The sequence below is a fragment of the Caballeronia sp. SEWSISQ10-4 2 genome, from assembly GCF_030464885.1.
Taxonomy (GTDB): domain Bacteria; phylum Pseudomonadota; class Gammaproteobacteria; order Burkholderiales; family Burkholderiaceae; genus Caballeronia.
The window spans coordinates 1-21,109 of sequence record NZ_JALPRJ010000069.1 but is presented as its reverse complement, the minus strand read 5'-3'; the positions used below and the strand labels follow the sequence as shown (position 1 = coordinate 21,109).

18 protein-coding genes and 1 pseudogene are annotated in these 21,109 nt (G+C 59.4%); 14 read left to right on the top strand and 5 right to left on the bottom strand.

Annotation, left to right across the window (positions count from 1 at the left end; all coding sequences use genetic code 11):
- Positions 1-42: 42 nt before the first annotated feature.
- The 3 genes from M0D69_RS33345 to M0D69_RS33335 all read right to left on the bottom strand — a co-directional run bounded on the left by M0D69_RS33345 (position 43) and on the right by M0D69_RS33335 (position 4,326).
- On the bottom strand, positions 43-1,080 hold the full coding sequence (locus M0D69_RS33345) for an ADP-ribosylglycohydrolase family protein (RefSeq protein ID WP_301786099.1): 1,038 nt from the start codon (positions 1,078-1,080) through the stop codon (positions 43-45).
- Positions 1,080-1,808 (bottom strand): GntR family transcriptional regulator, encoded by a 729-nt coding sequence (locus M0D69_RS33340; protein ID WP_301786098.1) that lies wholly within the window; start codon positions 1,806-1,808, stop codon positions 1,080-1,082. The genes M0D69_RS33345 and M0D69_RS33340 overlap by 1 nt, the downstream gene beginning before the upstream one ends.
- A 385-nt stretch (positions 1,809-2,193) precedes the next feature.
- The gene (locus M0D69_RS33335) at positions 2,194-4,326 is read right to left on the bottom strand and encodes a phosphocholine-specific phospholipase C (RefSeq protein ID WP_301786097.1); all 2,133 of its coding nucleotides are present in this window, start codon (positions 4,324-4,326) and stop codon (positions 2,194-2,196) included.
- Between the two features lie 517 nt (positions 4,327-4,843).
- Here M0D69_RS33335 and M0D69_RS33330 point away from each other — a divergent pair.
- Positions 4,844-5,260, top strand: a complete 417-nt coding sequence (locus M0D69_RS33330) for a MarR family winged helix-turn-helix transcriptional regulator (protein WP_301786096.1) — start codon at positions 4,844-4,846, stop codon at positions 5,258-5,260.
- Between the two features lie 45 nt (positions 5,261-5,305).
- A complete protein-coding gene (locus M0D69_RS33325; RefSeq protein WP_301786095.1) occupies positions 5,306-5,695 on the top strand; it encodes a 4-oxalocrotonate tautomerase family protein in 390 nt (129 codons plus the stop codon).
- A 39-nt stretch (positions 5,696-5,734) separates the two neighbouring features.
- On the opposite strand, the gene M0D69_RS33320 is transcribed toward M0D69_RS33325, so the two are convergent.
- Complete coding sequence (locus M0D69_RS33320; protein WP_301786094.1) at positions 5,735-6,568, bottom strand: response regulator transcription factor; 834 nt, start codon at positions 6,566-6,568, stop codon at positions 5,735-5,737.
- 129 nt (positions 6,569-6,697) lie between these two features.
- On the opposite strand from M0D69_RS33320, the gene M0D69_RS33315 reads away from it, so the two are divergent.
- Both M0D69_RS33315 and M0D69_RS33310 read left to right on the top strand, forming a co-directional pair.
- The gene (locus M0D69_RS33315; protein ID WP_301786093.1) at positions 6,698-7,543 is read left to right on the top strand and encodes a carbon-nitrogen hydrolase family protein; all 846 of its coding nucleotides are present in this window, start codon (positions 6,698-6,700) and stop codon (positions 7,541-7,543) included.
- 89 nt (positions 7,544-7,632) lie between these two features.
- Complete coding sequence (locus M0D69_RS33310) at positions 7,633-8,973, top strand: APC family permease (RefSeq protein ID WP_301786092.1); 1,341 nt, start codon at positions 7,633-7,635, stop codon at positions 8,971-8,973.
- A gap of 13 nt (positions 8,974-8,986) precedes the next feature.
- On the opposite strand, the gene M0D69_RS33305 is transcribed toward M0D69_RS33310, so the two are convergent.
- Positions 8,987-9,871 (bottom strand): LysR substrate-binding domain-containing protein, encoded by an 885-nt coding sequence (locus M0D69_RS33305; RefSeq protein WP_301786091.1) that lies wholly within the window; start codon positions 9,869-9,871, stop codon positions 8,987-8,989.
- A gap of 152 nt (positions 9,872-10,023) precedes the next feature.
- Here M0D69_RS33305 and M0D69_RS33300 point away from each other — a divergent pair, with 152 nt between their 5' ends.
- From M0D69_RS33300 to M0D69_RS33255, 10 genes and pseudogenes are all read left to right on the top strand, one after another.
- Entirely contained in the window at positions 10,024-11,133 is a 1,110-nt protein-coding gene (locus M0D69_RS33300) for an alkene reductase (protein ID WP_301786090.1), read from the top strand.
- Positions 11,134-11,145: 12 nt separating this feature from the next.
- Positions 11,146-12,366: an MFS transporter gene (locus M0D69_RS33295; RefSeq protein WP_301786089.1), complete on the top strand. Its 1,221-nt coding sequence runs from the start codon at positions 11,146-11,148 to the stop codon at positions 12,364-12,366.
- A gap of 191 nt (positions 12,367-12,557) precedes the next feature.
- Positions 12,558-13,424, top strand: a complete 867-nt coding sequence (locus M0D69_RS33290) for an aldo/keto reductase (protein ID WP_301786088.1) — start codon at positions 12,558-12,560, stop codon at positions 13,422-13,424.
- A 68-nt stretch (positions 13,425-13,492) separates the two neighbouring features.
- Positions 13,493-14,296 (top strand): hypothetical protein, encoded by an 804-nt coding sequence (locus tag M0D69_RS33285; protein WP_301786087.1) that lies wholly within the window; start codon positions 13,493-13,495, stop codon positions 14,294-14,296.
- A 75-nt stretch (positions 14,297-14,371) separates the two neighbouring features.
- Positions 14,372-14,530, top strand: coding sequence for a helix-turn-helix domain-containing protein (locus tag M0D69_RS33280; RefSeq protein ID WP_367619793.1), 159 nt, complete (start codon positions 14,372-14,374; stop codon positions 14,528-14,530).
- A 1,194-nt stretch (positions 14,531-15,724) separates the two neighbouring features.
- Positions 15,725-16,786, top strand: a complete 1,062-nt coding sequence (gene chvE / locus M0D69_RS33275; protein ID WP_301786086.1) for a multiple monosaccharide ABC transporter substrate-binding protein — start codon at positions 15,725-15,727, stop codon at positions 16,784-16,786.
- 113 nt (positions 16,787-16,899) lie between these two features.
- Positions 16,900-18,411, top strand: coding sequence for a multiple monosaccharide ABC transporter ATP-binding protein (mmsA, locus tag M0D69_RS33270; RefSeq protein ID WP_301786120.1), 1,512 nt, complete (start codon positions 16,900-16,902; stop codon positions 18,409-18,411).
- A gap of 28 nt (positions 18,412-18,439) precedes the next feature.
- Entirely contained in the window at positions 18,440-19,594 is a 1,155-nt protein-coding gene (gene mmsB, locus M0D69_RS33265; protein ID WP_301786085.1) for a multiple monosaccharide ABC transporter permease, read from the top strand.
- A 185-nt stretch (positions 19,595-19,779) separates the two neighbouring features.
- Positions 19,780-19,993, top strand: a pseudogene (locus M0D69_RS33260) (transposase); the annotation flags it as partial.
- A 288-nt stretch (positions 19,994-20,281) separates the two neighbouring features.
- A complete protein-coding gene (locus M0D69_RS33255) occupies positions 20,282-20,755 on the top strand; it encodes a VOC family protein (RefSeq protein WP_301786084.1) in 474 nt (157 codons plus the stop codon).
- Positions 20,756-21,109 lie beyond the last annotated feature (354 nt).

The window sequence follows — 21,109 nt, the reverse complement described above, 5'->3', positions numbered from 1 at the left end:
CTCCAGATTAAAGGGAACAGCGGGAAATGCGTTAAAAACGCGTCAGGAAGTGCCGGCGCGCAGTCCAAGCAAACGTTCGACCAGCGGATCGAGATCGAGCGAATTGACGCGTCGAATGGTCTCGATGGAAACAGCCGGCAGCGCGTCGTAACCCGCACACGCGCCGAGAATCGCGCCGAGCATGGCGGCGATCGTGTCGGTATCGCCACCGAGGCTCGCTGCAGCCCCCAGGGCGGCCTCGATGGTGTTGCCACGACTCTGCACATCAAAAGCCAGCGCGAACGCCGCCACGACCGATTCCTGCGATGCCACCGACGTTCCGATCACGTCGTAGATCGTGTCCGCCACTTCGTGCCCCGCGCTGTGACGCATCAGCTCGCGTGCATGGCGAATGCGCGGCGCAATGCGCCCGCCCGCGACCCAGAAACCGCGGCTCTCGGCGGCCTCGGCCACCGAGATGCCTGCTTCGAGCGCTTCAATCAGGCTCGCACCGTTCAGTCCGGCGGACACCGCGGCCGCTACCGCCGCCGCGCTCGAAATGCCGAGCGAGGTGTTATGCGTCACTACGCACGACTGCACGACGGCATCGATAAACACGTCACGCCGTCTCAAGTCGAACGCAATCCCGATCGGCGTCACACGCATGGCCGCGCCGTTGGTCGTACCGAAGCGGCCCGTGCGCAGCGGATCTTCACCGGCGGCAATGCGCTCGATCGCCTGTTTCGTCGATGGTCCGAGCAGGTCGAGCGACCCGCGCGCCTTCATTGATGCTTCCCATTCGATCAACGCTTGCGCGAACGCCATCGGTTCGATCTTGCCGTTGCCATCGGCCAGCAAATGCGCGACGAGAACCGCTTGTTCCGTGTCGTCGGTGATGGAGCCGGCCGGCAGGCCCGGCGCGATCGGTTGATCGGGAAATGCGTTTTCCAGCCTGTCGACACGTCCGAACTGTTCGACGATGCGCTCGCGGCTGAGCGACTGTGTCGGCATGCCGAACGCGTCGCCGAGTGCGAGACCGTAGAAGGCGCCGCGTGCGCGATCCGCCAACGTGGGGTGATTCAAAAGCAAAGACGAAGACATCAGAATTCCAGGTGTAATGCAAAGAAAGCGGGGTCCAGCAAACTCACGACATACTCGATAATCCGTTCATCCCGATCGCGCGTGAGCCGCCGCGAACGCAGGAACGAGGTGCCGGCGCGACGCTTGAGCAAGCGAGCATCGGCAGCGTCCAGACCGACCACTTCGGCCCATTGCTCGCCGTGATGCGGCACCATGCCATGCTCGATCAACGTCCGGTTCAGCGATCCTCCCACCAGCCCTTCCAGCGGCAGCGCCGCGAGGTCGTCATTGAACGGCAAGCGGCTGCGCTCGAGCGAAATGCATTGCGCGTCGGCGCCGATCACGCGCATCCGGTCGATCGCCACGAAGGTCGTACGCTCAAGCTTCAACTCCTGCGCAAGCGTCTCGTCTTCGAGCAGTGCAATCTGCAGCAAGCGGGTCTGCGCGCCACCGCCCGCGTTTTCGATCGCCGTGGTCCAGCCGAGCGTGCCGTCAATCGCCTGACCGTTGAACGTCACGAACGAACCGATACCACCCTTGCGCGTAATCAAGCCGCCGTTGGTCAGCAGATCGAGCCCCTTGCGAACGGTGTTACGGCTAACGGCAAAACGCTCGACCAGCTCATTTTCGCTCTCCAGTTGCTGCCCGAACGGCAGGCGTCCGGTGAGAATTTCCTGCTCGATCGTGGCGGCGACCCTATGCGCTTTCGAGCGCCCGACTTCCGCCGTTTTTACTGCTCGCTTAACCATCTTGTGACTCCTGTGCCAATGAAAACCGGACCGCCCAGTCTCTGGAAAAGCACAAGTATGCACATGTTTTGGTCAAAATCGCTGCGTGTTGCCCGACTGAATCTCACAGAGATAAAAAGCAGCAGCGCGGACCGTTTGCTTGTTCCTTTTCGCACTCATAAAAAGTACATGTAGGAACATGTACAAAATTTAGAACGTCATATTGCCACGGTCAAGCGGGAATTAATGAGGGGAAACCCCTGGGGCGGCTTTTTGGTGAGAGGTGATGCGCGTCTCGAAGGTGTCATCGAGGAAAGCGCCAGACGTGGCCCTTTCCTCTACCTTTCAATCAGGCTTTCGTGGGAACCCGCCGTTTGAACAACATGGCCGGGTTCCCATTGGCTCTTTAAACCAGCGTCGTCACCGGCGCGACTGCTGCCGGATCGCTGATACTGGGGCGGCCATTCTCGACGTGACCCGCAAGCCGGCGCAGGAACCTAGGGTCGTCGTCGCTGCTGACGCTCAGGTCGTACCAGTGGTGACTCGTGGACAGGATCCACGGCTCCTCGATAAACCCTTGCGGCGGCACGAACACCGGTCGCGGATGTGCGCCGTAGGCGTTATCGACCACCGATAACCTCGCGATGCCACGGCCATTGCTCGTGAACTTCAGGAACACGTTGCCATTCGCGACATCGTAGTGAGCCGTGACCTCTGGAAACGCCGGCTGGTCGAACACACCGCCGCTCTTCGACGGTGTCGCCGTGCCGGCAAACTCACGCACGAATCCATTCGGACCGTAGACGGTGAACGCATAGACACCCGCGGTCACGGTCAGGTCGAAGGTGTCGCGCAAGGTCTTGCCGGCTTCGACCGTATAGCGCCATGGGCCGTCGGTACGGTTCGACGAATAGACATAGAAGTGCGCGCCTTGCGAGCCGGTGTTGGCGAAATGAAGCGCGAGTTGCTTCTTGTCCGTATCGAGGCGGCTGTGTACATACAGCTCATAGGGCAGCGCGCGGGCGAAGCGCGTTCCGGGTTCCTGCGGATCGATCACGCCAGGTACCACCGGCACCGTGGGCGCCGGTTGCGTGGCGCACTGGTTATCGGCCATCGTCTTGTAGTTGCTGGTGTCGGGCAGCACCGGCATCTGCGCATCGGGCGTGCGGAAATCGAATGCCGTGGTCAGGTCGCCGCATACCGCGCGGCGCCACGGCGTAATGTTCGGCTCCATCACACCAAACCGTGTTTCGATAAAACGAATCACCGACGTGTGATCGAACACTTGCGAGCATACGAAACCGCCCTTGGTCCAGGGCGAAACGACTGTCATCGGCACACGTGGGCCGAGGCCATACGGCAGGCCATCGGCGGTATAGCTGCCGCCGCGGCCCGGATTGACCACGGTATGGAGTTCGCCGTCGGTCGTCACCGTCGACAAGCCCTGGGCTCGCGACATAGGCGGCTGCGGCGGCACGAGGTGGTCGAAGAAACCGTCGTTCTCGTCGTACATGATGAACAGAACCGTCTTGCTCCAGACCTCCGGGTTAGCGGTCAGCGCATCGAGGATCTGCGACGTATATTCCGCACCGTACGCCGGCGTGTATTTCGGATGCTCGGAGTACGCGGCGGGCGGACACAACCACGAGACTTGCGGCAACTTGTTCGCCAGCACGTCGGCTTTCAGGTCGTCGATGGTGCGCACGGCGTTCGCGCGCATCTGCAGCGAAGAACCTTGCGGCGCGTTGATGATGTTCGCGAAATTTTGCAGCACGTTGGTGCCGTAGTTGCCGTTCAGCGGATCGGCGCCGGTCAGACCTTGCTGATAAATCTGCCACGAGATGCCCGCGGCTTCGAGACGTTCCGGATAGGTCGTCCACGAGAGCAACTGATATTGCGGCGGGCCGTCGCCATCGACGTAATCGCTATTATCGAGCAACGGGCCACCTTGCGTGCCGGTCGGATCGACCATGCCCGTCATGAGATATGCACGGTTCGGATGCGTCGGGCCGGGCAGCGAACAGAAGTAGGCGTCGCAGACGGTGAAGGCATCGGCGAGCGCGTAGTGAAACGGAATGTCGCTGCGCAGGTGATAACCCATCGTCATATCCGTCTTGTACGCGGGCCACTGGTCATAACGGCCGCTATTGATCGCGTAGTGCGTCGGGTACCACGAGTGATCGAGATCGCCGATGCACTGCGCGCTGGTCGTCAGCGTGTTCAGATGGAATGGCAGCACCGGCTTCGCCGGATCTTCCTTCGACGGCTGGAACCAGACCGGCTGGCCGTTGGGCAGCGGAATCGGGAAGCGGTCGTTATATCCGCGCACGCCGCGCATATGACCCATGTAGTGATCGAACGAACGGTTCTCCTGCATGAACACAACAATGTGTTCGACATCGTTAATCGATCCGGTGCGCCCTGACGCCGGAATGGCGAGCGCCTTGCGAATCGATTCGGGGAATACCGTAAGCGCGGCGGCGGCGCCGGCCGAAGTAGCGACGGTCTGCAAAAAACGGCGACGGCTATTCAATGTCATCTTGATTCACCTCGTGGCGTAATGATAAATGAGGATAGATGCGGACAGGTGCGGCAATGCCATCCTGATCGAGGGTGTCGATCAGGACGGAGGTTGATTCATTGGATAGCGTCATTGCGTCGCGTCAGGCGCGGAGTGCATGACCGGTGTGACCTGGCCGGCAGTGAGGTATTCGCGGTGGCTTGTGCAGCACCGGCACTTGCTTGATCGTCCGGTCCGCAGGCGGCGAGTGTCAGCGTTGTTAGAGCCAATATCGCGGTTCGTCTCATGATGTCTCCGCTTGTTCGGTATGCACGGAAGCATTACCGTTGCATCGCGGACGCCAGTGTGCAGACGCTTCAAGAAAATTTTGTGAAACGTTTGCGAAGGATTGATAAGGCATCGAACTCTGTCGACAAGCTTACATATTCGCGTTGTCACAATAGCGAAGAAAAGCTGGACGCTCACCAGAGAAACGACACGGGCTCAACACTAAAAACTAGTTGCATAGCGAATCGTTATTGCCTACAGTGTGCACATGTTCGATCACTGCATCTACTTCAACACAACAGCACTTGCGCGAAGCCTCGAGCGCGAGTGGGCGAATGCGTACAAGGCGTTTGGGCTGACGCCACCGCAGGGATTTATGTTGCGCGCGGTGCTGGCAAAGCCTGGGATTGTGCAAAGCGAGTTGGCATCTGAACTTGCCATTTCACGATCCACTGCAACGCGGACCCTGGACGGTTTGCAGAAGTTGATGTTTATCGAACGCCGGCTTACCGCATCCGACGGACGTGAGACTGCGATTCACCCGACTGGCGAGGCACTACGGATCAAGGACCAGTTGAACGCTGCGAGTGCCGCAGTCACAAAACGTTTGAAGGCTGAGCTGGGTGAGAAACGCTTTGCGACTACGGTCGCAAGCGTGAAAGATGCACGGTCAAGCCTCGACTGATTTTTTTTCTAAATAGTTGTATAGCGAACTAAATGGAGATGCAAAATGCCGATTCTCAACGTGAAGGTAAGCATTGAAAAGTCGCCCGAGGCCGTCGCGGTCATATCGGACATGTTGCTTGAACTGACTTCCAGCATCTTGGGCAAGAAGCGTGAGGTGACTGCGATCACCATCCAGTTTATCGATCCGGATAGCTGGGTGATTGGTGGCCGGCTATTAAGCGAGCAGCACAAATCCAGTTTCTATTTCGATATCAAGATCACCGACGAAACGAATACGAAAGACGAGAAGGCGCGTTATATCGCAGAGGTATATGCGGGGTTCGCGAGGATCCTGGGTGACCTGCATGAAGAGAGCTACATTCATGTAGAAGATGTCAGGGCGGCTTCGTATGGGTACGGTGGACGCACGCAGGAGTACCGGTACCATCATTGAGTCTTTGGTTCACACCGGTGCCCCGCAGGCGTCGCCGCATCACCCCTCCGACCCTTCGGCGAACTGGTGCGAACCCGGCTCATAGAACAACGCAAACAACTCCGATTGCGAACCGATGCCGAGCTTCGAGTAAATATGCTTCTTGTGGGCACGCACCGTCTCGAACGAAATGGTGAGCTTCTCCGCAATCGCTCGCGATGAAAATCCGCTCAGCGATAACATGGCGACTTCAATCTCCCGAGCCGTCAACGCGGTACGCCCGCTCTTTTCAGTCAGCATGCCGAACCGCGCGGGCAGATCGTGCTGGCCACCCTCTGCAGCCTCGGACGCTCCTTGCACCGCGCCAAAATTTTCATACCGCAAACGCTGCTGCATCAACGCAAGAACCCACGGCGAAAACAACGTCAGCAACGCAACTTCGCGTTCGTCGTAACGGCGCGTATTGCCTAGAGAAAATCCCATCGTGTAATTGGCGTCGATGACAACATTGAACTGCACTTCGTCGCCAACAATGTTCTTCCTGAAGTAGCGCTGGTAGTACTCCGTCATCTTGAAGTTATCGGGCGCAACGTCGGCAAGCGTGTAGAAACCCGAGACACGCTGCTCAAAGGCGGCAAGATAAAACGGATCGAGTTGATAAAGCGCCGCAAGATAGTCCTGGAACAGCAAGTCGATCTTGCCGTCCGGCAACGCCTGCTCGGCGCAGACCAGCGGCGGTGCGTTGCGGGCAAAGCGGAGTGCAACCCAGTTGTCGAAGCCGATATGCCGCTCAAGTACGCGCGTGAGGCGCGCCCAGAAATGCGGGCCGTCGAGTGCGTCGATGGCCGAACCGATCTCCCGATGAAACGCGAGATCATGCCATTTAAACTCCATCGCCTCCTCCGGTAAGGGTAACCCTGGTGGGTAATTCCTGGACAAAAATAATGCCTCGATAATAGTCCGGACGAAAACGTGGGCACCTGAATATTGCCCCTGAAAGGTATCTGGAAGGAGACGATTTAAATGCAGGCAGAACTCGCGCAACTCGCGCTGGTAGATGGTGACATCGAGCACAACACACGCAAGGTCATCGAGGCAATCGGCCACGCCGATGTCGCCGGAGGCACGAAGCTGGTTGTGTTCCCCGAAGCAACGCTGTCCGGTTTCCCGACACGAGACAACATCGCGGACGTGGCTCAGTCGATGGACGGCCCCGCGCTAACCACCGTGCGCGAAGCCGCACGACGCGCCGGAGTCTCGGTCGCGGTGGGCTTCGCCGAACGCGAAGGCGCACGGTTCTATAACACGACCGTACTGATCGATGACAAAGGCGAGATCGCGTTGCGCTATCGGAAGACGCACCTGTGGGCGTCGGACGTAGGCGTGTTCACACCCGGCGACCGCTTCGAAACCTGCCGGTGGAACGGCCTCACGGTCGGGCTGCTGATCTGCTACGACATCGAGTTCCCCGAGACCGCGCGCGCGGTCGCCGCACTCGACGCCGACCTGGTAATCGTCACCAACGGCAACATGGATCCGTTCGGCCCGGTGCATCGGCGGGCCATCATGGCGCGCGCCATGGAGAATCAGATGTTCGCGTTGATGGTGAACCGCTGCGGATCGGGCGATGACAACCTCACGTTCCCTGGCGAATCCGCGCTCGTTGATCCCTTCGGTGAAATTGTCGCTGCGGCCGGCTCGGAAGAGACGCTGCTGAGTGCGCATATCGACTTGCAGCGGCTCGAAGCGAGCCGTGAGCACTACCGCTATCTGAACGACGCACGCGTGCCGCTCGGCCTCACACCGGTCGACAACGAAAACGGCTCACGCGCGCTTGTGATCGACGAGCGACGTCGCCGTATCGACTGAAGTTTTCTGCAGTTCCGTAGCACATGAATCGTCCGGAGCCCGCGCTCCGGACGCGCCCGCCCACGCCTGTCGAAAGTCCCGGAGATATCATGCAAGACTCGTCCGTAGCCGCGCAGTCGCATCTGAAACGCACACTCGGCTTGCCGTCTGTATTGTTGTTCGGCCTCGCTTATATGGCGCCGTTGATCGTGTACGGCACCTATGGCGTGCTCGCCAAAGCAAGCGATGACACCGCCGCCCTCGCCTACCTGCTTGCCCTTGTCGCTATCGCCTTCACCGCGCTGAGCTATGGCAAGCTCGCGCGGCTTTATCCAGTTGCCGGCTCCGCTTATACCTACACGCGCAAGACCTTCAATCCGCATCTCGGCTTCCTGGTCGGCTGGGCTACGCTGCTCGATTATTTCTTCCTGCCCATGGTGATCTGGCTGATCGGCGCGGCTTATCTCAATGCTGCGTTCCCGACCGTGCCCACGTGGATCTGGATCGTCGCGTTCATCGTGTTGACGAGCGCACTGAATATTGTCGGGATTGAACTGGCTGCACGCTTCAACATTGTGTTGATGGTGGTGCAATTCGCCATTGTCGGTTTGTTTGTCGCGCTGTGCTGGCACTATGCATCGGCCGCGGCGGGGCCCGGCGGTATCGCGTTGGCGGAGCCGTTCTTCAAGTCACATGTGCCGTTCGCCTCGACCATGGCCGGCGCCGCGATCGCCGCGTATTCGTACCTTGGATTCGATGCGGTTTCCACGCTCACCGAAGAGACGATCGATCCGAAGAAAAACATGCCGCGCGCGATCTTGTGGATCGCTCTGATCGGTGGTGCGATTTTCGTTTTGGCCGCTTATACGATGCAGCTTGCGCACCCGGGCGTGGAATTCAAGGACACCGATTCGGCTGCGTTCGAAGTCGCCAAGATGATCGGCGGCGATGTCTTCGTGACCGTCTTCCTCGCCGGCCTGATCCTCGCGCAATTCGCATCGGGAATCTCGGCGCAGGCTAGCGTGGGGCGTCTGCTGTATGCCATGGGTCGCGATGAAATCCTGCCGAAGCGCTTCTTTGGTTTCATTCATCCGAAGTTCAAGACGCCCGCAATCAACATCGCTATAGCAGGCATTGTCGGCTTGATCGCGCTGAAGCTCGACGTGGCGACATCAACCTCGTTCATCAACTTCGGCGCGTTCCTCGCGTTCACGGCCGTCAATCTTTGCGTGGTGAGGCTGTATCTGTCCGGCAATCATGGCGACAAGAAAATCGGCGTAATTGGCGGTTTGGTGTTTCCGTTGATCGGCGCGGTCGCAGACATCTGGCTGTTGGTGAGCCTCGAAAAGACTGCGCTTGTACTGGGCGCGATCTGGTTCGCGATCGGACTCGTGTATCTGTGCTGGATTACGCGCCTGTTCCGTCAGCCGCCGCCGGAAGTGGCGGTTTAAAGCGGTCCCAAATCTAGATCTGCAGATTCCCGCTGACATAGTCGATGAAAACACGCAGCTTGGGCGAGGCGTAACGGCTTGCCGGCCACAAGATCCAGAAGGTGACGGTCTGGTCTATGAAATCATCCAGCACGATCTGCAACGCACCGCTCGCCAGTGCATCGCGCACGAGGAAGGTTGGCAGGAAGGCCAGGCCTTTGTCCTGAAGCGCGAGAAACCCGAGGACTTCAATGGTGTTGCTGACGAAGGTTTGCGGCAGCTCCGGCTCAGCTTCCGATGCAGCAAGCTGGAACGGCCAGCGTTCCAGCTTGCCGGTGGCGGGAAATTTATGCAGCAGACAGGCGTGCCGAACAAGTTCGGAAGGATGCGCGGGAACGCCCTGCCGCTTGAGATAGCCGGCCGAGGCGACCAGCACCTGACCGCAGGAACCAAGGCGCCGCGACACCAGCCTTGAGTCATGCTGCTCGCCCGTGCGAATGACTGCATCGAAGCCCTCTTCGATGATATCCACCATGCGATCGGAAAGATCGACATCGAGCTCGATTTCCTGGTATTGCGCCATGAAACCGTCCAGCGCCGGCATGATCAGCCCGGACAGTTGCGGCGTGCTGATCCGCAATCTGCCGCGAGGACTGCCGGCGGCATCGGACAGCTCGGCTTCCGCCGCTTCGAGCTCGCCCAGGATGCGCCGGCACCGCTCCAGGAACAAGGCGCCTTCGGCCGTCAGCGTGATGCTGCGCGTGCTGCGGTGAAACAGCCGCACGCCCAGGCGATCCTCGGTGCGCGCAATGCTTTTGCCGACCGCCGAAGACGACACGCCAAGCAGCCGTCCCGCCTCGGTAAAACTGCGGGTCTCCGCCACCTGCACGAACATCGAAATACCACTGAGGCTATCCATCACCGCATCCCGAGACTGATTAAAGACATTTCTGTCCGATATATTCGGAACCTTAGCTTATTTTTCTTCTCTGGTTAAGTCCATACACTCTCCTCAAGGTCAAAAACCCGCTGTTGATTGACCTTCATCAGCCACTGAATCTTGAGGAAACCATGTCCAAACTTCACTCTCCCGTCAAAGTCGGTCCCTACGAATTTTCCCATCGCGTGGTGCTGGCGCCGCTCACCCGCATGCGCGCCGAAGAAGGTGCCAAGCCCGGCCCGCTGATGGCCGAGTACTACGCGCAACGCACCTCGGAAGGCGGCTTCCTGATCGGCGAAGCCACTATCGCTGCGCCCAACGGCAATGGCTACCTGGGTGCGCCCGGCCTGTACGAGGACAGCCAGATCGCCGGCTGGAAGATCGTGACGGATGCCGTGCATGCCAAGGGCGGCCGCATCTTCCTGCAGCTGTATCACGCGGGACGCCAGTCCAACAGCCAGTTGCAGCCGGGTGGCGCCCAGCCGGTGGCACCGTCTGCCGTCCTGCATGGCGGCGTCGCGTACACCGAAGCGGGCTGGATCCCGAACACACCGAGTCGCGCGCTGACACCCCCCGAGATCGCCGGTCTGGTCGAAAGCTTCCGCACGGCCGCGATCCGCGGCAAACAGGCCGGCTTCGACGGTGTTGAACTGCACGCCGCCAATGGCTACCTGTTCGACCAGTTCCTGCAGGACGGCAGCAACAAGCGCACTGACATCTACGGCGGCTCGTTCGAAAACCGTGCCCGCTTCCTGATCGAGGCCACCCAGGCCGTCATCTCGGTCTGGGGCAGCGAACGCGTGGCCGTTCGCCTCGGCCCGAGCGGTACCTGGGGCGATATGTCCGACAGCAATCCGGAGGGCCTCTTCGCCTACGTGGCGCAGGAACTGACCAAACTGAATCTGGCCTACGTACACCTGATCGAGCCGCGTGTGCTCGGCAACGTCGATGACGACAGCAAGGATCAGAACCCGGTTGCCGCGCAACTGATCCGCAAGCACTACAAGGGCATCATCATCGCCGCTGGTGGCTTCAAGGGCCACTCGGCCGAAGCCGTCGTGCAGGCGGGCGACGCCGACATGGTCGCATTTGGCCGCGACTTCATCGCCAACCCCGATCTGCCGGAACGCCTGCGCCATCAGTTGCCCCTGAACGCATATGACCGTCCCACCTTCTTTGGCGGCACCGACGTCGGCTATACGGACTATCCGTTCTATAGCAAGGACTCGGTAGCAGCGTAAGCGGAGCACATGATGAACTCCACTACCACGCGCACTTCCCTTGCGCCGCTGTATTGGCTCGCGCTCGGCACGTTCGCAGTCGGCACCGAAAGCTTCATGATCGCCGGCCTGCTGCCCGACATGGCCGCCGACCTGCATACGAGTATTGTCGCCACGGGTCAACTGGTGACGGTGTTTGCTTTAGCCTACGCACTCAGCTCACCGGTCCTGACGGCCCTGACCGGCGCGTTCCATCGGCGCACGCTGATGATTCTGTCGCTGTCCGCCTTCACGTTGGCTAACATCATTGCCTGGGCCGCCCAGAACTATTGGGAATTGATGGCGGCCCGCATCCTGCTCGCCGCAGCCGCCGGCCTGTACGTTCCCGGCGCCAACGCGCTGGCCAGTGCCATCGCCGGTCCCGAACGGCGTGGCACGGCGCTGGCCATCGTCAACGGCGGCATCACGATCGCGGTTGCCTTCGGCGTGCCGCTGGGCGCGCTGATCGGTGACCGGCTCGGCTGGCGCATGACGTTTGCGGGCGTCGCCGCCCTCTCCGCCGCGGCCACGGGAGGCTTGCTATTCGGCCTGCCGCGTACCATCGGCGCGGGCTTGTCGACCGCCACGCTGCGCGAACGCATCCAGGTCGCACGCCAGCCGATCATCCTGATGACCTTGCTCGTCACCACGCTGTGGGCGATGGGCGCCTACACGATCTACACCTACCTTGCCCTGTTCGTCGCCAAGACGACGCCGCTGCAGGGCGCGCAGATCGGCTATGTCCTGTTCACCTGGGGTGTTGCGGCAGCGGCCGGCGTGTTCATAGGCGGAAAGGCAGTGGATCGCCTTGGCCCGCGCCGCGTGATCATCCCCTGCCTGACCGTGTCGATCCTCGCTTTCTCGCTCATGTCGGCGAGCGCGCATTGGTTGCCGAAAACCTTGGCACTGGTTCCGGTCCTGCTCGGCGTGGTGGCCTGGGGCATGGCGCACTGGTCGTTTTATCCCGCGCAGCAAACAGGATTGATCAACATCGCCGGCCTGCGCGGGACGCCGATTGCCCTGTCACTGAACGCTTCGTTCATGTATCTCGGCTTTTCGCTCGGCGCCGCCCTCGGGTCCCTTACCTTGAGTCTCACATCGGTGGGCAATCTCGGCTGGACCGCCGCCGCCTGCGAGATAGCAGCGCTCATCATGACGGTCAGCCTCGGCAGGCACGTGATGCGGGCGCAGAAACTGACTGTCACCGCCGCTTGAGAGGCTGCTACAGCGCCGCGGAAACCTGCGGCCGCAGCATCACGGGCACCGTCTCCAGGCCGAAAGAAAACGCTTCACGTGCCGAATAATGGGCCTGAGCCCGGACGCCCTGCTTCCACATGGCGCTGCCCCTGTCTTGAGGTAGTGCGGTGAAACCTTTTGGCTGACATCACACAGGCAACAAAACGAACATGAATGCTCCACAATCCACTTTCAAAATTGGCGGTGACACGGAGATCCAGCGGCTCGGATTTGGTGCCATGCGGATTACCGGTCCTGGCATCTGGGGTGCGCCCACCGATCGTGCGGAAGCAATCCGCGTGCTGCGGCGCCTCCCCGAACTCGGCGTAAATTTCATCGACACGGCGGACTCGTACGGGCCCAACGTTTCAGAGGAGTTGATCCGCGAAGCGCTGCATCCGTATGACGCCAACATGCTTGTGGCGACCAAGGCCGGACTCGCCCGTTCGGGTCCCGACCAATGGACTCCGCAAGGCCGGCCGGAATACCTGATCCGCCAAGCCCACGGTAGCCTGCATCGGCTCGGCGTGGAACAAATCGGCCTGTGGCAACTGCATCGCATCGATCCTGCAGTGTCGCGGGATGAGCAGTTTGACGCCGTGCGCCATCTTGTCGACAGCGGCGTGATCCGCCACGCTGGCCTAAGCGAAGTGTCGGTGGCCGACATCAAGGCCGCATCCAAATACTTCAAAGTGGCAACCGTACAAAATCGCTTCAACCTCGGGGACCGTGGGAGCGAAGACGTGCTGGATTACTGCACCGCTCACGGCATTGGTTTCATCCCGTGGTTTCCGCTGGCGGCCGGCGCACTGACCCGTGCCGGTTCGCTTCTCAACACGATCGCGCTCGCCCATCAGGCCAGCGTTGGCCAGATTGCCTTGGCGTGGCTCTTGCAGCGCAGCCCCGTGATCCTGCCGATACCGGGTACCTCCAGGCTCAAGCATCTGCAAGAGAACGTGGCGGCCGGCGTGATCGCCTTGTCCGACCATGAATTCACCCAGTTGGATCGCGCCACCGCCCAACGGCGGCAAGGCTAGATCGATCGCCATGTCCTCCACAGAACAATCGACAGCCTGGAACTATACTGGGGCACCTGGAGGTTTCAATGGCCGATCACGACAAACTACATCCACTGCGCCCGTTCCTGAAAAACTGGATTTGGGAGCATGGTCGAATTGGGACGCGCTATCTGGACTGCGTCGATGGCGAAATCAAGTTTGATGAAGGCAAGAAATCGCATTTCGCAGCCGAGAGATATATCTACGTGTCCCTTGATAAGGACGCTGAAGACGATGCATCTACGGATGGCCCTACGATTCAGGAAGCGGGACTTGCCCGGTTCTTGCGGGCTGCGCAGTTGGGCACGCCAGAGGAAGCCGGTTCTGTAGCGGAGGTTCAACGCGCAGTGCAGGACTGCGTGGAACTCGGCCTGTTCAGCGCATATCAATTGGAGGCTCGAGAGGCATTTGCCCGCTATGCGCAGGAGCCAATGTTCGAGGACGAGATCCGGGTGGCAGTTGTCGACGACATCCGGCGTATTTACGCCGGCATGCGAGAACAACTGGCGCTGTACGATTTCAGTGTGCTTTACGGCTTGCCTGTACCGCTGCTTATCAGCGAGACGCCTTTCATCGACTGGCGCGTGCGCGCCAGTCCGGCACTTCCTTTTGTATCGCTTCCGCTGGGACCTTATTGCCTGCTGGTAGGCGCGCCATCGGGCAGGAGCAGCCGAATCGGCCCGGTGGTCTGGAAGACCGCTGCTGCGATGGGCCCGTTGAAGGACCACAACCGCTGGATCGCGGAGCGCGCACGTCTGTGGCTGGTGGCGACCACGGATGACCAGCTCGTCGCAGTACAAAGCCGCTTTGCTGCCGCCATTGGCTCCAGGAAAGAGGACGCGAAGCCCTGACCGAAGTCGGCGAAAGCAGGTGCTCGGCAGCGGCGAGGCTCGCCTTCGACGAGCCCGCGCGGCAGTGCATGGCCTATGAGCGAGACGAAAGATCGCAATCTGTCCCTGCTCGACGTAGGTATGGCCTGTGGTTTCTCCGATCAAAGCCATTTCACGCGAGTGTTTTCCAAGCTCTTGGGGACAAGCCCCGGAGGATTTCGCAGAATGAGCGGAGTTAGGGAAACCGACGTGTAAACCCTGCCTTCGGATTGTGTAGCTTTGTCTCTGTCCGGCCAGGAACGGCCAGTCGACCTCAACGTCTAGATCGCTGACATTTGACGTGCGCGTCCGCAGAGGGGCGGTCGCCGAAAACGAAATGAGGTGCTATGGGACAGAAATTGGCCGATACCGAGCTGGAGCTATACAGAAGAGTGGATGAGGTTCTGTACTACTTCTGTACTACCTATGGGACCCTATCGGAGTTGCGCCCAGTCCCGTTACACGTGACGAATACCAAAGGTATCTGCCGAAAGTGGTCGCCATGTTGCAGGAGGGATCGGCAGTATCGCCCATCGCGGCATACCTGGATAACGTTGCAACTGAGGGGATGGGACTGAACGGAAATCAGGAACATTCCAAGCAAGTTGCCGAATTGCTGCTCGACTGGAAAACCGAGATTTACCGGATACGGTCGCGGCAAACCTGAACCATGCGGCCGAACTCATCGGTCACTGACGGCCATCAAGGGACGTTCGTGCCTTACATTGACGGGGCGTTCGGGCGGCGGCTACGCGATTGGGACCGGACATTCGTCGATGGGGTGGCAGGCCGCCGGCTCACCCCCAGCGCGGATACCTATATGGATCCTGCCAAACACGATCCCACCGTCTAGCCCTGCAATCAGCTAGCCGATTTCAGTGCAGCCGGTGTAGAAGGCGCAATGGGCAATACCGAAATTGATATCAATGCTAGGTTTTTTTAATATTGGACGCATGCTGACGCCAGACGTAGACTTGCTTCCAACCCACCTGAGGGCAAAAATCAAAACGAGCGAGACCGGAGCGGGAGACACGAATTACATCAATGGGCGCCGGGTCAGCGGCGTAACAAGGGGCTATCGCAACAATCCCCCCGACGCGCGTGAAGTGGTCGCCTGATATGCGCACGGTGACCGGGCGCGGGCCTACAAGGCCGTTCGGGCCGCCGCGAATGCGTTTTCCCAATGGCATCCGGGTCTTCCGTGCATGATGAATTTGTACCGAAGACGGGTGCACGCTTGAATGCGCGCGAGCCGGGGCTTGATGAGGCCGAGTTCCGTTCCGTCATCGAGACCACCTATATGCGGGCCTGACACGGACAAGTCAAAATCAAACTGCGGTGCTTTAACAATACGATCGCCTGGACCGCGGCCAGAGCGGCACTCATTCATACACCAAAGGAGACATACCAATGAAACGTCTGTTCTTGAAAACCCTAATTGCGCTCATGGCGCTGCCAATGATCGGTATCGCGCATGCCGACAACAAGGGGCTGGTTGCTGTGGCCATGCCGACCAAGTCGTCGGCGCGCTGGATTGCCGATGGCAATAACATGGTCAAGGATCTGCAGGCGGATGGTTACTCCACCGATCTCCAGTATGGCGACGATGACATTCCGAATCAGCTCGCGCAAATCGAGAACATGGTCACCAAGAAGCCGAAGGTGCTGGTGATCGCCGCAATCGATGGGACGACGCTGACCGATGTGCTCAAAAAGGCGCACGATGCCGGCATCAAGGTCATTGCATACGATCGCCTGATCAAGGGCACGGCCGATGTCGATTACTACGCGACGTTTGATAACTACAAGGTCGGCGTGCTGCAGGCGCAGTCCATTGTTGACAAGCTCGGTCTGAAACAGGGTAAAGGCCCGTTCAATATCGAACTGTTCGGTGGTTCGCCCGACGACAACAACGCCTTCTTCTTCTATAACGGCGCGATGAGCGTGCTGGATCCGTACATCAAGAGCGGCAAGCTGGTGGTGCGCAGCAAGCAGTTTGGTATGAACAAGGTCGGTACGCTGCGCTGGGATGGCGCCGTCGCTCAGGCCCGTATGGACAATCTGCTGTCGGCTTACTACGGCAATGCCAAGCTCGACGCCGTGCTGAGCCCGTATGACGGTCTGAGCATTGGCATTCTGTCGTCGGTCAAGGGTGTGGGTTATTGCACGGCTCAGCAGCCGTGCCCGATCGTCAGCGGGCAGGACGCCGAGATTCCTTCGGTCAAGTCCATCCTGCACAACGAGCAGTACTCGACCGTGTTCAAGGACACGCGTCAGCTCGCCAAGGTGACGGTTGCGATGATCGACGCAATGGCACAAGGCAAGCAGCCGGAGGTGAACGACACCAAGACCTACAACAACGGCGTGAAGGTTGTTCCGTCGTATCTGCTCAACCCGGTACTGGTGGATGGCTCCAACTGGAAGCCGATCCTGCTTGACAGCGGCTACTACACGGAAGCGCAGGTCAAGTAAGGCAATATCGAAGTCAAGTCTGTCGCCGGAGACGCCACGCGCGCTCCGGCTAGCGGACCCTGCAAAACATTACAAATTCAGGAGACGGCGTGGCGGACGAGACCATCCTGTCCATGCGCAGCATCACCAAGACGTTTCCGGGTGTCAAAGCACTCGATAACGTCAATCTGACGGTCAAAGCCGGAGAAATCCATGCGGTCGTCGGTGAGAATGGCGCGGGCAAGTCCACTCTCATGAAGGTGCTGAGCGGTGTGTATCCGCACGGGTCCTACGAGGGGGAAATCCACTTCGAAGGGCAGGTGCAACGCTTCACGGACATCCGCGATAGCGAAGAGCGCGGCATCATCATCATTCATCAGGAATTGGCATTGGTGCCGATGCTCTCGATCACCGAGAACATTTTCCTTGGCAATGAACTGGCGCAATACGGCGTGATCGATTGGCACGCGGCGCATAAGCGCACGCGCGAATTGCTGCGGCGCGTCGGTCTGAACGAGTCGCCCGATGCGACTGTCGGAAAGCTCGGCGTCGGCAAGCAGCAGCTGGTGGAAATTGCCAAGGCGCTATCAAAGCGCGTGAAGCTGCTGATCCTCGACGAACCCACTGCGAGTCTGAACGAGACCGATAGCGCCGCGCTGCTGAAACTGCTGCTGGAACTCCAGGCACAAGGTATTTCCTGCATCCTCATTTCGCACAAGCTCAACGAGATTACACAGGTCGCGGATCAGATTACCGTCATCCGCGACGGAAGCACGATCGAGACGCTCGACTGCGCCGCAAGCGAGATCAGCGAGGATCGCATTATTCGCGGCATGGTCGGCCGTGACATGGAACACCGTTATCCGCAGCGCGAGCCGCAGATCGGCGAGGTGATCTTCGAAGTACGCGACTGGCACGTGTTCCACGAACAGTATTCGGAGCGCGAGGTCATTAAGGGCATCGACCTGAAGGTGCGCAAGGGCGAAGTGGTCGGCATCGCCGGACTGATGGGATCGGGCCGCACCGAACTGGCCATGAGTATCTTCGGGCGCTCGTATGGTCGGCGGATCAGCGGACAGGTGCTGATCGACGGCCAGACAGTGGATGTATCGACCATCGGCAAGGCCATCAAGCATGGCATTGCCTATGTGACCGAGGATCGCAAGGGGTATGGCCTGATCCTCGAGCAGGAAATCCGCAAAAACGTGTCGCTCGCCAACCTCGCCGAAGTGTCCGATCACGGTGTGATCGATGAACACGCCGAGGCAAAGGTTGCGCAGCAGTATCGCGAAACGTTGCGCATCCGCAGTTCGGGCATCCAGCAACGGGTGGTCAATCTCTCGGGCGGCAATCAGCAGAAGGTCGTGCTGAGCAAGTGGCTGTTTACAAAGCCGCGTCTGCTGATTCTCGATGAACCCACGCGGGGTATCGATGTCGGGGCCAAATACGAGATCTACACCATCATCGACGAGCTGGCGCGCAGGGGCGAAGGGATTCTGATGATTTCTTCCGAAATGCCGGAGCTGCTTGGGATGTGCGACCGCATCTACGTGATGAACGAAGGTCGGCTCGTGGTCGAGCTCGATCGAACCGAAGCGAGCCAGGAACGTATCATGCGCGCCATCGTGAACGCCGGTCATGCGTGACCTATCTACATCGAATCAAGGCCATTTCATGAAACTCGGCTTTCTCAAGAACAATCTGCGCGACTACGGCCTGCTGCTGTCGTTGGTCGTTATCATGGGGTTCTTCCAGTTCCAGACCGACGGCGTGCTGATGCAGCCGTTGAACATCACCAATCTGGTTTTGCAGAACAGCTACATCATTGTGATGGCGCTGGGCATGCTGCTCGTGATCGTGGCCGGCTATATCGATCTGTCCGTCGGATCGGTCAGCGGCTTTATCGGCGGGCTGGCCGCGGTGCTGATCGTGCAGTACTCATGGCCCGTGGTGCCGACGATCATCGTGGCGCTTCTGGTGGGGGCGTTGATTGGTGCGGCGCAGGGCTGGTTCGTGGCTTACGCGCGCATTCCGTCGTTTATCGTGACGCTGGCAGGGATGCTTATTTTCAAGGGGCTCGCACTGGCGCTGTTGCAAGGCCAATCGGTCGGGCCGTTCCCGCTGCGATTTCAGCGCATTAGTACTGGCTTTCTGCCCGATCCGTTCGGCGGCACAGAGGTGCGCGTATTGTCCCTGATCGTGGGCGTCATCTTGGCGCTGGGGCTGGTCGGGGCGGAGGTACGCAAGCGCCGCAAGGCACGGGCACACGATATGGACGTCGAACCGGTCGCGTTCTTCGCAATGAAAAACGTGTTGTTCGCGGGAGCCGTCACGTACTTGTGCTGGCTGCTTTCCACGTACAAGGGCTTGCCCGACGTGTTGATCCTGATGGCCGTACTGATCCTGATTTACCAGTTTGTGACCAATCGCACGACGATCGGTCGCCGTATCTATGCGCTGGGCGGCAACGAGAAGGCGACGCGTCTGTCGGGCGTGAACACCGCGCGTCTGTCTTTCCTGACCTTTGTGAACATGGGAGTATTGGCGGCAGTGGCGGGTCTGATTTTCGCGGCACGCCTGAACACGGCAACGCCGAAGGCTGGCCTCGGCTTCGAGCTCGATGTGATCGCGGCCTGTTTCATCGGCGGAGCATCGGCCTCCGGGGGCGTGGGCAAGGTGGTGGGCGCGGTGATCGGCGCTTTCATCATGGGCGTGATGAACAACGGCATGTCGATCATGGGCATTGGCATTGATTACCAGCAAGTGATCAAGGGGATGGTCTTGTTGGCGGCGGTGTTTCTTGATGTCTACAACCGTAACCGCGCCTGACGGGACACGACAACACGTCCTTTACCTCTCCGAGAGCCTGTCACGAGCAACTCCGGGCGTCTTCGATTTCTTGTGTGTGAAACGGGCGGGTAGTAAAGCCCGATGTCGAAGCGCTCGGGATGAAGCAAAACCAACTGAGTCATTGCGCTCGTTCAATCGCGGTGTGAGCCGGTCCATTTGGTCATCACGTGCCGCAAACACATCTGTTGCGCCACGTCGATCGGTACGTTGAGCGTACCGGCTTAAGAGGGCATTGACACCTCACTACAGTCGTACGTGGGACCTGATCATTCCATCGACCCCGAGCTCATGATTCGCATGTTGATCGTGGGTTACTGCTTTGGGATTCGTTCGGGCCGTCGTCTTTGCGAAGAGGTTGATCTCAACCTTGCATATCGCGGCGTACCTCCAGGGCCGTTTCCCTCTTATCGAGGCGTGCGAATGGCAGATCTTGAGTGCGAAGCCGACACTTTGCCCTGGAGTCTATGACGTCCGCAATGGGTCGCGTGCCGCCGATCGCGGACAGGCAAGGGTCGGCCATCTTGAGCCGTTGACCTTCGCATTCAGGCTGCCATTCGAGTGAAATTTTTCTTCTCGGCGTGTCGATTTTGATGGTCTTCCTTCGTCGTCTCAATGGCGGCATGCGGCTTGCCTGCGCATTTAGCCAACACTGACAGGAGATTTGCCATGACGATTCAAAAGATCACGCCTTTTCTTTGGTACTCCGAGGAAGCTGAGGAGGCCGCTGCTTTCTATGCGGATATCTTTCCAGACTCGCGCGTCATTCGGATAACCTCGGTGCCGAGCGCCGGCTCCACGAAGGTTGTCGAATTTGTTCTCTTTGGGCAGCCCTTCATCGCCATGAGCTCCGCGCAACCCGACCCGTTCAACCACTCGGTATCCCTTATGGTCAACTGTGACGATCAGGAAGAACTTGACCGTTATTGGAACGCCCTTCTCGAGGGCGGCGGTTCGCCCGAGGCGTGCGGCTGGTTGAAAGACCGCTTCGGCGTCTCGTGGCAGATCGTTCCATCCGATCTCATCGAGATGATGGCTGACCCCGATCCAGCAAAGGCCACGCGCGTTGCCGACACCATGATGAAAATGGTGAAGTTCGACGCCGCCGCGCTGAGAGCCGCCTATTCGGGAACGACGGATTAACAAAAGGCGCCATAGAGCGTCGGTCAGCTTTGCCCGCTTCCAGCCGACGCTCATCTCACCTGTTTCAGGAACCCTGACGCCAGACTGGAAAAGGCCCCGCTTGAAGACAAAACACAGCTTGAGATTAAGTTACAGAAAGCTAACTCGTTGAAGGTCAAAATCTCGTCTGAGCGAACCTATAGCGAGAAACGGCGAGGGGTCGGATTCACCTACTATTATCTGGATTTCCCCACTAATGACATCCTCGTCCATGGCGATTCAGATTCAAGGCGGGCAATAAATGCGATTCTATCCACGGTTAGAGGCATGTCGTTATACACAACGTCGCTGTCGCGCGACGACAGCGAGAAAGCT

Bases quoted from the DNA above. Each gene is read 5' to 3' on its own strand.
- M0D69_RS33345 (WP_301786099.1), bottom strand. From the start codon at position 1,080: ATGTCTTCGTCTTTGCTTTTGAATCACCCCACGTTGGCGGATCGCGCA.
- M0D69_RS33340 (WP_301786098.1), bottom strand. From the start codon at position 1,808: ATGGTTAAGCGAGCAGTAAAAACGGCGGAAGTCGGGCGCTCGAAAGCG.
- M0D69_RS33335 (WP_301786097.1), bottom strand. From the start codon at position 4,326: ATGACATTGAATAGCCGTCGCCGTTTTTTGCAGACCGTCGCTACTTCG.
- M0D69_RS33330 (WP_301786096.1), top strand. From the start codon at position 4,844: ATGTTCGATCACTGCATCTACTTCAACACAACAGCACTTGCGCGAAGC.
- M0D69_RS33325 (WP_301786095.1), top strand. From the start codon at position 5,306: ATGCCGATTCTCAACGTGAAGGTAAGCATTGAAAAGTCGCCCGAGGCC.
- M0D69_RS33320 (WP_301786094.1), bottom strand. From the start codon at position 6,568: ATGGAGTTTAAATGGCATGATCTCGCGTTTCATCGGGAGATCGGTTCG.
- M0D69_RS33315 (WP_301786093.1), top strand. From the start codon at position 6,698: ATGCAGGCAGAACTCGCGCAACTCGCGCTGGTAGATGGTGACATCGAG.
- M0D69_RS33310 (WP_301786092.1), top strand. From the start codon at position 7,633: ATGCAAGACTCGTCCGTAGCCGCGCAGTCGCATCTGAAACGCACACTC.
- M0D69_RS33305 (WP_301786091.1), bottom strand. From the start codon at position 9,871: ATGGATAGCCTCAGTGGTATTTCGATGTTCGTGCAGGTGGCGGAGACC.
- M0D69_RS33300 (WP_301786090.1), top strand. From the start codon at position 10,024: ATGTCCAAACTTCACTCTCCCGTCAAAGTCGGTCCCTACGAATTTTCC.
- M0D69_RS33295 (WP_301786089.1), top strand. From the start codon at position 11,146: ATGAACTCCACTACCACGCGCACTTCCCTTGCGCCGCTGTATTGGCTC.
- M0D69_RS33290 (WP_301786088.1), top strand. From the start codon at position 12,558: ATGAATGCTCCACAATCCACTTTCAAAATTGGCGGTGACACGGAGATC.
- M0D69_RS33285 (WP_301786087.1), top strand. From the start codon at position 13,493: ATGGCCGATCACGACAAACTACATCCACTGCGCCCGTTCCTGAAAAAC.
- M0D69_RS33280 (WP_367619793.1), top strand. From the start codon at position 14,372: ATGAGCGAGACGAAAGATCGCAATCTGTCCCTGCTCGACGTAGGTATG.
- chvE (WP_301786086.1), top strand. From the start codon at position 15,725: ATGAAACGTCTGTTCTTGAAAACCCTAATTGCGCTCATGGCGCTGCCA.
- mmsA (WP_301786120.1), top strand. From the start codon at position 16,900: ATGCGCAGCATCACCAAGACGTTTCCGGGTGTCAAAGCACTCGATAAC.
- mmsB (WP_301786085.1), top strand. From the start codon at position 18,440: ATGAAACTCGGCTTTCTCAAGAACAATCTGCGCGACTACGGCCTGCTG.
- M0D69_RS33255 (WP_301786084.1), top strand. From the start codon at position 20,282: ATGACGATTCAAAAGATCACGCCTTTTCTTTGGTACTCCGAGGAAGCT.